Below are 12,173 nucleotides of genomic sequence, written 5' to 3'. Positions count from 1 at the left end.
CGCCGCCCTTTTTCTTTGCGCGGAAGGCCGCCGTGGGAGGCGCGGGCGACGGACGCGCGACGGCGCGCCCGCCGGCCTGGGGCCGAGGGCGTCAGATGGTTCGCGGTCTGTCCTGGGGCGTCAGCCGACCCGGGGGACGGCGTCGAAGGCCACCGTCATCCGTTCGGCGGGACTCTCGTAGGGCACCGTGCCGTGCCACATGTAGGACGGGAACATCACCAGCCGTCCGGGCCTTGGCCGCACGAAACGCTCGGCGGCCAGGGGGATCGCCGTGGCGACGCCCGGCTCTCCGAACTTGATCCAGCCGGGCTTGCCCGTCTCGTCGGCCACGTCGTCGGGGACCGAGACGTAGAAGGCCGAGGAGATCCAGCCCATGGGGTGGATGTGGTCGGTGTGATGGCCCTGCGCCCCCATCAGCCGGATCGACCAGGCGCCCGAGAAGTTGGCCGCCCCGGTGTTGCGCTGCTCGAAGAAGCCGGGGCCGGGGCCGACGGCGTCCACCCGGCGGGCCACGGCCTGGCGCAGCAATTCCAGCAGCCGCTCGATGGCCGGCTCGTGCGAGCCGTCCAGCCGCAGGGGGGCCTGGCTGCCCTGGCGCACCGACTGGCCGAAGGGATGGGTGGTGAAGCGATGCAGCCGCCGCAGGGCCGCCCGCAGCTCCTCCAGAAAGGCCGCGCCCTCGGCGGTGTCCGGGTCGATGATGTCGTCGGTGGCCACCAGCCGGTCGTAGTCGTAGGCCTTGTGGTAGCGGGGATCGCCCGTCATCCGCCAGGCGGTGGCGAGGAGGGCGATGGAATACTGGTGGAACGGCTGCTGGCGCACGGCCGCCTCGGCGGCGGCCGCGGCGGCGGGGGCGTCGCCTGAGGCCAGCCAGGCCTGGGCGCGGATCACGTTGGCCACCGGATCGTCCCCCCGCACCGACTCGGCGAGGCGCACCGCGGCGGGGGCGTCGCCCAGCTTGCAGTAGAGCTCGATGGCGAAGTTCATCAGCCGCCGGTCCTGGGGCAGGCGGGCGAGGCCCTGCTCCACCGTGGCCCGGGCCTCGAGGCGGCGGTCTGTGAACTGCTGGGCCATGGCCAGGGAGAAGACCAGGCCCGGGTGGGACGGGTTGAGCGCCACCGCCCGGCGCAGCGGCCCGAGGGCGAGGTCGGCGTCGCCGGTGCGCATCCAGATGAGCTGGGCGAGCTCGGTGTTGGCCTCCTCATAGTCCGGCCGCAGGCGCAGGGCCTCGGCGAAGGCGGCCTCGGCCTCGTCGTAGCGCTGCTCGGACTGGAGCGCCCGGGCCAGGACCAGGCGGGTCTCGGGGGCGGCGATGCCGAGGCTGATGGCCCGGCGGGCGGCCTCGGCGGCCTCGGCCCCGTGGCCCAGGTCGCCCAGGGTGGCGGCGAGGTTGTGCCAGCTGGCGCCGCTGGCCGGATAGCGGCGGACGGCCTCGCGATTGACCGCCAGGGCCTCCTGGGCCCGGCCGGCGGCCTTCAGCGCCCGGGCCCGGGCGGCGTAGGCTCCCGAGGTGGGCAGGGGGGCGGCGAGCAACTGGGCCGTGAAGCGCAGGGCGCCCTCCACGTCTCCGCGGTTGAGCAGCTCGTAGGCCAGGCGGTGATCCAGCGCAGCCACGGCGTCGGCTCCCTAGGGCAGCGGCGAAGGCGCCAGGACCGTGGCGCCCTGGGCGCGGAGGCGGCCCTCGGCGGCCCGCTCGATGATCGCCTCGGCCCGGGGATCGCCCAGCACCCAGGCGGCGGCGGCCAGGGTCCGGGCCGAGACGGCCGAGACGCCCAGGGCCCGCTGCAGGGCCTCCAGCGGACCTTCGGTGGGGGTCATCCGGCGCAGGGGCACGTCGCCCTTCAGGCCGGCGAGGGCCTTGGCCTTCTCCACGGCCTGGTAGAAGCCGCCCAGCTCGTCCACGAGGCCGAGCTGGCGGGCCTGGACGCCCGTCCAGACGCGGCCCTTGGCGATCTCGCGGACGCGCTCCGGCGGCAGGCGGCGGCCGTCGGCCACGCGGGTGATGAAGTTGTCGTAGATGCGGTCCATCCAGCCGGCGAAGGCGGCCCGCTGGGCCGGGGTGAAGGGCCGGCCGAGGCTGAAGGCGCCGGCGTAGTCGCCGCCGATCTCGGTCTCGCGCACGTCGACGCCGAACCGGGCGAGGGCCTCGCCGAGGGCGAACTTGCCGCCGAACACGCCGATGGAGCCGGTGAGGGTCGTGGGCTGGGCGACGATGGCCGAGGCGCCCGAGGCGATCCAGTAGCCGCCCGAGGCGGCGTAGGTGCTCATGGACACCACCACCGGCTTGCCCTTGGCCTTGGCCTCGCGGATGGCGTCGAGGATCTGTTCCGAGGCGGTGTCGGAGCCGCCCGGCGAGTTCACCCGCAGGACGATGGCCTTCACCGTCTTGGTGCGGGCGGCCCGCAGGATCGCGTCGGCCAGGTTGTCGGAATAGATCATGCCGGTGGCGGCGAAGGGGCTGGCGCCGGCGTCGCGGCCGGTGACGATCGGCCCCTCGGCCTCGATCACGGCCACGGTGTCGCCTGCACGTTCCCGGCGGCTGACGTCGCCCTGGCCGTAGTCGCGGAAGTCGAGGGTCTTGGCGTCCTCGCCGGCCTTGTCGAGCAGGGTCTGGCGGGCCTCGCGCACCTGGCCCACGCGGTCGATCAGGCGCAGGCGCAGGGCGTCCTCGGCGAGGTAGGGCCCGGCCTCCAGGGTGCGGCGCAGCTCGGCGGCGTCGAGCTTCCGGTCGCCGGCGGCGGCGGCCAGGGTCGTCTCGTACACCGAGGTCATCCAGGACAGCGTCGCCTCGCGGTGGGCGGGGGTGTAGTCGCTCTGGGTGTAGGCGTTGACGGCGTTCTTGTACTCCTGCCGCTGCTCGAACTGCGGGCTGACGCCGTACTTGTCGAAGAAGCGCTTGAGGAAGATGTCCTCGGTGGCGAGGCCCGTGGCCTGCAGCGAGGCGCCCGGCTGCATCCAGAAGTTCCCGGAGGCCGCGCCCAGCATGTAGGTCGAGGAGGTGATGCCGCCGGGGTAGAGGCCCTGGCTGTGGGCGATCACCGGCTTGCCCGTGGCCCGGAAACGCAGCAGCGCCTGGCGCAGCTCGTCGGCCATGGCGGGCTCGACGCCGCCCTCGGGCAGGCGGATCAGCAGGCCCTTGATGCGGTCGTCCTTCTCGGCCCGGCGCAGGCCCTCGATCACGGTCATAACCGCCGTGGTGTTGCGGCCGAAGCTGGCGAAGGGGCTGTGCGGCGCCTGGTCGGTGAGAGGATCGCGCAGGTCCAGCTCGAGCACCGCCCGGGCGGGCGTCGGCGAGGAGCCGGCGGCGCTGACCGCCAGGGAGATCAGGACGAAGGGGACGCCCACGAGGAAGATCATCAGCCCGGCGAACACGCCCGCCGCGGTGATCAGAAACTGCTTCATGTCGTCATCGAAATCCTGAAACCCAGTCCCGGCTCTCGCACGAAATCCCGCGTCGGACCAGCGTCCTGCGCGCCGCGGCGGGCCTAGACGATCAGGGCGGCGAGGGCCTGCCAGGCGACGCCCACCAGACCGGCCGCGGCGCCGAGGGCGGCGAACTGGTCCATCAGGGCCGGGGCGGCCTCGCGGCGGGCCTTCATTCGCCGCAGGGCCAGGGCCGCGAGCCCCGCGCAGGCGCCGGCGCAGGCGAGGCTGAGGAGGACGGCGGCCAGCTGCCAGAGCCGGCGGTCGTCGGCGGGCGTCTGGGCGTCGAGGCTGGCGAAGGCGTAGACCCCGACGAAGTGCAGGCCCCAGGCGAAGAGGCCGCCCAGCCCATAGGCCCACCGGCCCATCTCAGGCCCCCGGGAACAGCCGCGGCAGGGCGGCGGCGAAGGCGCCCTGGCCGGCGGCGTAGGCGAGGAACAGGCCGATGACCTCGAAGGTGGCCGGCTGGCCCGGGCGCACATAGCCCCAGGCGAGGCGGAGCAGGGCGTAGAGGCCCATGAACGCGGCGGTGAGGACGAACAGCCCCTGCCAAGAGAGCAGGGCGGCGACGGCGGCGCCCTGGGGCGACTGGGACGGCTGAAGCCCGCCGGCCGCCCAGCCGCGCAGGTCGAGGCCCCAGGCCGCAGCGACAAGGAGGGCGGCGGCGGCGAGCATGAGAGTGGCCGCGGCAGGGGCGCGGGCGCCGCCGCGGGCGAGGGTCTTCACCCCGCCGGCGGCTAGGAGGGCGGCGGCGGCCTGGAGGCCGAGGATCAGGAGCAGGGAATCCTTGGGCGGCGGCCCCCAGAGGTCGGGCCGGCTGCTCCACAGGAAGACGTAGGAGAACCCCGCCAGAAGGGCGACCATGCCGCCGACGATCAGGGTGATGGCCATGGCCCACCAGCCGTGGCTGCGCACGCCGCTGGCGTAGCTGGGGACCCGGATCCCCGCGCCGATGTCCACCTCGGGCCGCTCCATGGGCCGGTCCAGGAGCCAGCACCACTGCAGGATCGTCCAGACCGCGAGCAGGGCGAACACCGCGGCGGCGGCGTAGGCCTGGACGGTCAGCAGCAGGAAGAAGGCGGCCGTGAACACCGCCGCCCAGACGTGCCAGGGCGAGGGCCTGGGCATGCGCAGCAGGTACTGCGGCTCGGCGTTCATGACGCTGGTGACGAGGGTCTCGCGCCCGCCGGTGGGATTGTTCGGCAGCAGGTAGCGGCCGGCTTCCACGTCGCGGGCGAGGTCGGGCTGGTCCCACAGGGGATAGAGGCTGCGGACCACCGGGATGGAACGCACCGAATAGAGGTCGTTGGGCAGCCACTCCAGGCCCGGGCCGTCGTGGACGTTGCCCGCATTCCCGGCCCCGAACGGGCGGAAGTTGCGGGCCATGTCGATGACCCACAGCAGCACCGCCGCGGCGAAGAGGAAGGCCCCGGCGGTGGAGAGGAGGTTGGTGGCCTCCCAGTCGCGGCCCGGCAGGTAGGTGTAGACCCGGCGCGGCATGCCCATCAGGCCGGTGAGGTGCATGGGCAGGAAGGTCAGGTGCATGCCGGCGAACATCAGCCAGAACACCCAACGGCCCAGGCGTTCGCTGAGCGCCCGGCGGCTGATCAGCGGCGTCCAGTAGTAGATGGCGGCGAACAGCGGGAAGACCATGCCGCCGATCAGGACATAGTGGAGGTGGGCGACCACGAAGTAGGTGTCGTGGGCCTGCCAGTCGAAGGGGACCATGGCCACCATCACCCCGGTCAGGCCGCCCATGACGAAGATGACGAGGCCGCCCACGGCGAAGAGCCCGGGCGCGCTGAACCGCATCCGGCCTGCGGCGAGGGTGGCGATCCAGGCGAACACCTGCACCCCCGCCGGCACGCTGACGGCCATGGAAGCAGCGGAGAAGACGTTCACCGACATGGTCGGCATGCCCACGGTGAACATGTGGTGGGCCCAGACGCCGAAGGAGATGAAGCCGGTGGCCAACATGGCCAGGACCACCAGCCGATAGCCCACCAGCGGCGCCCGGGCGATGGCCGGGATGATGGTCGACATGGCCCCCGCCGCCGGCAGGAAGATGATGTAGACCTCGGGGTGGCCGAAGAACCAGAACAGGTGCTGCCACAGGAGCGGATCGCCCCCCTTCACGCTGTCGAAGAAGGGCCAGCCGAACGCCCGCTCCAGTTCGAGCAGCAGGGTGGCGAGGATCACCGACGGGAAGGCGATGATGATCATCCCGGCGAAGATCAGCATGGCCCAGGCGAAGATCGGCAGCTTGTCCAGGGTCATGCCCGGGGCGCGGGTGCGCAGGACGCCGACGATGATCTCGACGGCCCCGGCGATGGCGGAAATCTCGATGAAGCCGATGCCCAGGAGCCAGAAGTCGGCGTTGATGCCCGGCGACCAGGTCGTGCTGGTGAGCGGGGGATACATGAACCAGCCGCCGTTGGGGGCGAGGCCGAAGAACAGCGAGCAGAAGAACGCCAGGCCGCCGATCAGATAGGCCCAGAAGGCATAGGCCGACAGGCGCGGGAACGGCAGGTCGCGGGCGCCCAGCATCTGCGGCAGGAGGAGCACGCCCAGGGCCTCCACCGCCGGCACCGCGAACAGGAACATCATCATGGTCCCGTGCATGGTGAAGAGCTGGTTGTAGGTCTCCTGGGGCAGGAAGCCGTTGAGCGGCAGGGCGAGCTGGGTGCGCATCAGCAGCGCCAGGATCCCGGCGAGCACGAAGAACAGCATCGCCGCGCCGACGTAGTAGACGCCCACGAAGTTGTTGTTGATGACGGTGAGCCACTGCCAGCCGCGGGGGGCGCACCAGGCTTCCTTCAGGGCCTCCAGCTCGCCGGGCGGGCGCGCGCCGCGGGTGGGGAAGCGGTCGTAGAGCCGCCGGTCGAAGCCGGTCTCCGAACTCATTTCAGGGCCTCGAGCCAGGCGGCGATGGCCCGGACCTCGGCCCCGGAGAGCACCGGATAGGCGGGCATCCGGTTGCCCGGCTTGATGGCCTGGCTGTCGGCGATCCAGGCGGCGAGGGTTCCCTGGTGATTGGGCAGGATGCCGGCGCCCAGGGTGCGGCGCGAGCCCACATGGGTGAGGTCCGGGCCGGCGAGGCCGTTGGCGGGGCTGCCGCGGACCGTGTGGCAGGCTCCGCAGCCGGCGGCCAGGAAGCCGTCGGCGCCGGGGCCTCCCGGCGCCTCGGCCGGCCGGGCGAGCCGGACGCGGACCGCCTCGAACGCGTCGGGGGCGTGGGCGACCACCACGAGGCCCATCAGGGCGTGCGGCCCGCCGCAGAACTCGGCGCACTGGGCCGGATAGACGCCGGGCTTCTCGGCCTGGACGCGCATGAGGTTGCGGCGGCCGGGGATCATGTCGACCTTGCCCGATAGGCGCGGGATCCAGAGGCTGTGGATCACGTCCGCGGCCTCCAGCTCCAGGGTGACCGGCCGGCCGATGGGGATGTGGATCTCGTTGGCGTCCTGCACGGCCTCGCGGCCGGCGGGATCGAGATAGGCCACCCGCCACCACCACATCTCGCCGGTCACCCGGATGCGCACCTCGCCCGGGCGCGGCTCGGCCGAGAGGTCGCGGGTGAGGGTGAGGCCCCAGAGCAGCAGCGCGCTCAGCACCACCACCGGAAAGGCGAAGCCGCCGATCAGGATCAGCCGCTCATGGGCCAGGCGCGCGCGCCAGCGGCGAGGACCGAACAGCGCCGCCGCGGTGACGCCGAGGACGATGGCCAGGACGATCCCGGCCATGGCGAACAGGGCCCAGGCCAGCACCGTCACCGGTCCTGCGAAGGGCCCGCCCGGCTCCAGCACGGGCGGCGGCCAGCCCGCGAACATGTCGCCGAGCCCGCTCATCGGAGGGTGTAGAGGTAGGCAGCCACGTGGCGGGCCTCCTCCGGCGTGAGCGGCTGGGGCGGCATGCCGGTGTCCGGGGCCAGCGAAGGGGCGTCCATCAGCCAGCGGACCAGGACGGCGGGCTGGTTGGGAAGGCGGCCGGCGATCAGCGGGCGCTTGCCGAAGCCCGCCAGCGGCGCGCCCACCCGGCCCTGGGGCCAGGCGACGCCGGGAATTTCATGGCAGGCGGCGCAGGCGGCGTGCTCGATGAGCCGGCGGCCCTCGGCCGGATCGGCCCCGGCCAGCTCGCGCGGCAGGCCGGACTTGTCGGCGCAGGCGCCTAATACGCCCAGGGCCGCCGCGGCGAGGGTCATCGCCACGATCCCCTTACGCAGGCTTGCTGGGCGCGCATCCAGTCCCACGGCCGCATCGATCCCCTCCGGCATCAGGGTGCAAACCCGCGTGCAGCTTGGCAGTTCCCGGAACCTCGGCCGTGGCGCGGGGTTGGAAGCAGGTGCGCCTCGTCCTTGCGATCCTGTCCGCCGGTCTTGGGCTCGCCGCCTGCGGCGAGATTTCGCGTGCGACCGACGAGGCGTTCAGTCGGACCGGGCAGCTGGTGGCCATGAGCGGCGGCGACGGCGGCGCGGCCAACGCCTGCTTCACCTGTCATGGCCTGGACGGGGCCGGCGACGGGGACGCCGCACCGCGCCTGGCCGGGCTGGACGCGGGCTATCTGCACAAGCAGCTGGAGGACTACGCCTCGGGCCTGCGGCGGCACGACGTGATGGGCGAGGTCGCCCGAAACCTGACGCCCAAGGCCCGGGCGGCGGTGGCGGCCTGGTACGCGGGCCTGCCGCCCAGGGCGGTCTTCGCGGCGGCTCCGCCCGCACCCATCGCCTATGACGCCTGCATCGCCTGCCACGGGCCGTGGGGCGAGGGCGCGGGGGCGGCGGGGCCGGCCCTGGCGGGTCAGCCGGCGGCCTATCTGGCGGACCAGCTGCGCAGATGGCGCCGGAGCGAGCGGCGCAACGATCCGCGCGGGGTCATGCGGACGGCCGCGGCGGGGCTTTCCGCGGCGGACGCAGCGGCCATAGCGACCTGGCTATCCGGACTGTCCGCCGCTCCACGGCCAGGTAGCGCCGCCGCCAGCGTGTCGGCCGCTTCCGCGGCTTCGGAAGCACCGGCAGCATCCCGTGCATCACATCGTCCCGATCCACGAACTGGTGCTTGAGCGCCCCGCCCACATGGATCGGGATCAGCAGCAGGAGGGCGACGACGAGGCCCCAGTGCAGCCATTCGGACGCCGCCTCGATGGCCCACAGGCGCGCATTGTCGAGGCCGTGCAGGGGCAGCAGCGGCCACGGGACGAGGCCGACGAGGGCGAGGTCCGTCTCCCGGGCCGAGGCCGAGATCATCAACCAGCCGGACAGGGGCAGGCCGAACAGGCAGGCGTAGAAGGCGTAGTGGGTGACATGGGCGGCGATGCCCTCCCAGCCCGGCTTATGGGCGTCGTTCACCGGGCGGGGGGCGAAGGCGCGCCAGGCGCCGCGCCCCAGAATCAGCACCAGCATCAGCACGCCCACGGCATAGTGCAGGTCGTAGGCCGCCACCTTGCCGCCGCCGACGGGCCGGCGGCCCATCCACCAGCCGAGGCCGAGCTGGAAGAACACCAGGCTGGCCATGGTCCAGTGGAAGACGATGGCCACCGGGGAATAGCGGCCTTCGTCGGCGTGGCCCGCCGCCCATTCCAGAAGATTGAGCAGCAGCCGGTCGATCATGCGGCGGCGCCGCGGGGCGCAAGCTGGCGGCCGAGCAGGACCATGGCCACGGCCAGGTAGATGGCCGCGGCCGGCGCCCACATGATCAGGCCCGCCGCCTGCTGGTCCTGAAGCGGCGTCAGGCCCCAGGCGAGAGTGGTGGCCGCATGGGGGGCGTAGACCGCCCGGTCGGCGACGGTGAGCAGGGCGCCGAGGAGGCCCATCTGCACCGTGGAAACCAAGAGGGCGGCCACGGCGGCGAGGGGGCGGGCGGCGCGGACCGCGATCCAGAACCAGAGGGCGACCGCGAAGAGGCTCGCCTGCATCAGCCAGTAGGCGCCGTCGTGGCTCATGGCCAGGGCGTAGGCGGCGGGGGCGTGCCAGGCCCAGAACACCGCCGTGGCCGCCAGCGTGACGAGGCCGAGACCCGGCGCGCGCAAGGGCGGCAGGGCCCAGGCGGCAAGGGGCGCCAGGGCCGCGACCAGCAGGACATGGTGAACCGTCCGGGCGGCGAACAGGGCCGAGGACAGGGCGCACAGGGGCGAGACGAACAGCATGACGGCGAGGCCCCAGGCGGCCCAGCCGGCGGGCGGCGCCCGCACCCGCCAGAGGCCCGCCGCCACGAGGGTCAGGGCGGCGAGCAGCACCGGGTCGGTGTTCCAGCGCGCCAGCACGTCCGCCGGCGTCGCGCCGACCCCGCAGTAGGGCGTCCAGACGGGCAGGCCGGTCATCGCCGCGGGCTCATCGCTGGGGCAGGGCGTAGGCGATGACCCAGTCGCCCCTGCGGGTTTCCATGAAGTGATGCCCGCCGGCCATGATGACGAGGTACTGCCGGCCGCCCGCCTCATAGACCATGGGCGTCGCCTGGCCCCCGGCCGGCAGGACATCGGACCAGAGGGTCTTGCCGGTCTCGGTGTCGATGGCCCGGATCAGGTCGTCGGTGGCCGCAGCGATGAAGACGAGGCCGCCCGCGGTGACGGCGGGCCCGCCGTTGTTGGGCGTGCCGATGTCCAGGGGCAGGCGCGAGGGGATCTTGAACGGGCCGTTGTTGCGGGCCGTCCCGAAGGGGCGGTCCCAGACGGTGCGGCCGGTGGCGAGCTCGATGGCCCGGATGCCGCCATAGGGGGGCTGCTTGCAGAGCAGGCCGGTGAACTTCATGCGCCAGCCGGGGTTCACGTCGATGGCGTAGGGCGCGCCGGCCTGGGGATCGCCCGCGCCCTCGGCCCCGCCGGCGCCGGTCTTCTCGCGGGGATCGCCGCGCGGGAACCAGCCGCGCCGGTCCGCCTCGGCCCGGGGCACCAGGCGGTTGTGGTTCGGCATGTCGTTGTAGTTGGCGATAATCAGGCCGCGACGGGGATCCACCGCCACGCCGCCCCAGTCCGAGCCGCCGTTGTAGCCGGGGTACTGGATCCAGTGGGTGCGGGTGGTGGGCGGGGTGTAGAAGCCCTCGTAGGTGGCCCGCCGGAAGCCGATGCGGCAGAGCATCTGGTCGATGGGCGACATGCCCCACATGTCGCGCTCGGTCAGATCGGCCTTGCGCAGGGTATGGTAGCGGGAGATGGGCTGGGTGGCCGCCCGCTGGTCTGGCTCGACCCCGCCCTGGGGCGCGCGGATCTCGCCCACCGGCGTGAGCGGCGCGCCGGTGCGGCGGTCGAGGACGTAGATGTCGCCCTGCTTGCTGGGCAGGATCAGGGCCGGGACGGGCCCGCCGGCGGTGGGGAAGTCGATCAGCGTCGCCTGGGAGCCGAGGTCATAATCCCAGACGTCCTTGCGGACGGTCTGAAACGACCAGCGGGGCGTTCCCGTGGTCACGTCGATGGCCACCAGGGCGGTGGAGAACTGGTCCTCGGCCGGGGTGCGGTGGGACGAGAGATAGTCGGCGGCCGCATTGCCCATGGGCAGGTAGACGAGCCCCAGGCGCTCGTCGCCGGTAGCGGTGGTCCACATGTTGGGGGTGCCGCGGGTGAAGGAGTCGCCCGGCGGCGGATAGCCGGTGAGGTCGGGGCGGGCCATGTCCCAGGCCCAGCGCAGTTCGCCGGTGACGGCGTCGAATCCCTGGATCACGCCCGATGGGGCTTCCAGGTACTGGCCGTCCAGGACCTGGTGGCCGGTGACCACCACGCCGCGCACGATGGTGGGCGCCGAGGTGATGGAGACCATGCCCGGGATGACCTCGCCCATGCCGACCTTGATGTCGACGGCGCCGCCCTGGCCGAAGTCGGCGCAGGCCCGGCCGGTGCGGGCGTCCAGGGCGATGAGCCGCCCGTCGAGCGTGCCGTAGATGATCCGCGCCGCGCAGGCCTCGGTCGGGGAGACGCCCGGGACGTCGTAATAGGCCACGCCGCGGCAGGCGGCGGTGTAGGGGATGTATTCGTCCGCGACCTTGGGATCGAAGCGCCACAGCTCGCGGCCGGTGGCGGCGTCGAGGGCGATGGCCCGGCTGCGGGCGGTGCAAAGGTACAGGGTGGAGCCGACTTTGAGGGGCGTGGTCTCGGCCCCCCATTTTTCGTCCGGCAGGTCGCCGGTGCGGAAGGTCCAGGCCCGTTCCAGGCGCCGGACGTTGGTGCGGTCGATCTGGCCGAGGGGCGAGTAGCGGCGGGCGCTGTAGGTTCCGCCATAGGCCGGCCAGTCGGCGCCGACGTCGCGCAGGGCGGGCTCGGCCATGCCCGCCAGGGGCGCGGGCGACTTGCCGGGGGCGGGGGCGCGGGCGGCGAGGCCCACGGCGAGGCCGCCGATGACGATCACGCCGGCGAAGACCCCGAGGGCGGCGAGGGTGCTCCGGGCGCGGGCGCCGCTCAGCGCCATCAGGGCGAGCAGCACCGGGACAGCGAGCACCAGCGGCGCCACCACCCGCGGGACGAGGGCCCAGCCGTTCAGCCCCACTTCCCAGACCGCCCAGGCCAGGGTGGCGAGCACGGTGGCGAGGTAGAGCCAGGCGCCGGCGGCCATCAGCCGGAAGAGCAGCAGGCCCGAGGCGATGAGCGCGAGCCCAGCAACGAGGTAGTAGGGCGAGCCGCCCAGGGCGATCAGCGCCACGCCGCCGACGGCCAGGACCAGGCCCAGGAGGGCCAGGACGACAGCCAGCGCCTTGATCGCCGGCGCCGCAAAAGCAGGCGGCCGCGGGCCCGTTCCGTGCATCCTCGCCTCCGGTCCAGCTCTGCCGTTC

Annotated in this window: 9 protein-coding genes and 1 pseudogene; 1 reads left to right on the top strand and 9 read right to left on the bottom strand. The window is 73.2% G+C overall.

Going from position 1 to position 12,173, the window contains the following annotated elements; translation table 11 throughout:
- Nucleotides 1-120: 120 nt before the first annotated feature.
- The 6 genes from BO64_RS08375 to BO64_RS08350 form a co-directional block, all read right to left on the bottom strand.
- Nucleotides 121-1,614: a 2OG-Fe(II) oxygenase family protein gene (locus BO64_RS08375; protein ID WP_496402830.1), complete on the bottom strand. Its 1,494-nt coding sequence runs from the start codon at nt 1,612-1,614 to the stop codon at nt 121-123.
- A gap of 12 nt (nt 1,615-1,626) precedes the next feature.
- On the bottom strand, nt 1,627-3,402 hold the full coding sequence (gene sppA / locus BO64_RS08370; protein ID WP_496402829.1) for a signal peptide peptidase SppA: 1,776 nt from the start codon (nt 3,400-3,402) through the stop codon (nt 1,627-1,629).
- An 83-nt stretch (nt 3,403-3,485) separates the two neighbouring features.
- On the bottom strand, nt 3,486-3,791 hold the full coding sequence (locus BO64_RS08365; RefSeq protein ID WP_496402828.1) for a hypothetical protein: 306 nt from the start codon (nt 3,789-3,791) through the stop codon (nt 3,486-3,488).
- 1 nt (nt 3,792) lies between these two features.
- Entirely contained in the window at nt 3,793-6,327 is a 2,535-nt protein-coding gene (locus BO64_RS08360) for a cbb3-type cytochrome c oxidase subunit I (RefSeq protein ID WP_496402827.1), read from the bottom strand.
- Nucleotides 6,324-7,271, bottom strand: a complete 948-nt coding sequence (locus BO64_RS08355) for a cytochrome c oxidase subunit II (RefSeq protein WP_496402826.1) — start codon at nt 7,269-7,271, stop codon at nt 6,324-6,326. Before BO64_RS08355 ends, BO64_RS08360 begins: the two co-directional genes overlap by 4 nt.
- Nucleotides 7,268-7,696, bottom strand: coding sequence for a c-type cytochrome (locus BO64_RS08350; protein ID WP_496402825.1), 429 nt, complete (start codon nt 7,694-7,696; stop codon nt 7,268-7,270). The genes BO64_RS08355 and BO64_RS08350 overlap by 4 nt, the downstream gene beginning before the upstream one ends.
- A gap of 176 nt (nt 7,697-7,872) precedes the next feature.
- Between BO64_RS08350 and BO64_RS08345 the strand changes: the two are divergent.
- Nucleotides 7,873-8,337: pseudogene (locus BO64_RS08345) on the top strand (c-type cytochrome); the annotation flags it as partial.
- Here BO64_RS08345 and BO64_RS08340 read toward each other — a convergent pair.
- From BO64_RS08340 to BO64_RS08330, 3 genes are read right to left on the bottom strand one after another with little or no spacing between them, the layout of a single operon-like run.
- Nucleotides 8,294-9,028 carry a cytochrome b gene (locus tag BO64_RS08340; protein WP_496402824.1) on the bottom strand — a complete coding sequence of 245 codons (735 nt, stop codon included), beginning with the start codon at nt 9,026-9,028 and terminating at the stop codon, nt 8,294-8,296. The pseudogene BO64_RS08345 and the gene BO64_RS08340 sit on opposite strands and share 44 nt — an antisense overlap.
- On the bottom strand, nt 9,025-9,738 hold the full coding sequence (locus BO64_RS08335; protein ID WP_496402823.1) for a cytochrome c oxidase assembly protein: 714 nt from the start codon (nt 9,736-9,738) through the stop codon (nt 9,025-9,027). Before BO64_RS08335 ends, BO64_RS08340 begins: the two co-directional genes overlap by 4 nt.
- A gap of 10 nt (nt 9,739-9,748) precedes the next feature.
- Nucleotides 9,749-12,145, bottom strand: a complete 2,397-nt coding sequence (locus BO64_RS08330; protein ID WP_496402822.1) for a membrane-bound PQQ-dependent dehydrogenase, glucose/quinate/shikimate family — start codon at nt 12,143-12,145, stop codon at nt 9,749-9,751.
- Nucleotides 12,146-12,173 lie beyond the last annotated feature (28 nt).

It is taken from the genome of Phenylobacterium composti DSM 19425 (assembly GCF_059568645.1).
This window is presented reverse-complemented; position numbering and strand designations above follow the sequence as displayed.

Excerpts from the sequence above, each read along its gene's own strand:
- sppA (WP_496402829.1), bottom strand. The coding sequence starts at position 3,402 with ATGAAGCAGTTTCTGATCACCGCGGCGGGCGTGTTCGCCGGGCTGATG.
- BO64_RS08365 (WP_496402828.1), bottom strand. The coding sequence starts at position 3,791 with ATGGGCCGGTGGGCCTATGGGCTGGGCGGCCTCTTCGCCTGGGGCCTG.
- BO64_RS08360 (WP_496402827.1), bottom strand. The coding sequence starts at position 6,327 with ATGAGTTCGGAGACCGGCTTCGACCGGCGGCTCTACGACCGCTTCCCC.
- BO64_RS08355 (WP_496402826.1), bottom strand. The coding sequence starts at position 7,271 with ATGAGCGGGCTCGGCGACATGTTCGCGGGCTGGCCGCCGCCCGTGCTG.
- BO64_RS08350 (WP_496402825.1), bottom strand. The coding sequence starts at position 7,696 with ATGCCGGAGGGGATCGATGCGGCCGTGGGACTGGATGCGCGCCCAGCA.
- BO64_RS08340 (WP_496402824.1), bottom strand. The coding sequence starts at position 9,028 with ATGATCGACCGGCTGCTGCTCAATCTTCTGGAATGGGCGGCGGGCCAC.
- BO64_RS08335 (WP_496402823.1), bottom strand. The coding sequence starts at position 9,738 with ATGACCGGCCTGCCCGTCTGGACGCCCTACTGCGGGGTCGGCGCGACG.
- BO64_RS08330 (WP_496402822.1), bottom strand. The coding sequence starts at position 12,145 with ATGCACGGAACGGGCCCGCGGCCGCCTGCTTTTGCGGCGCCGGCGATC.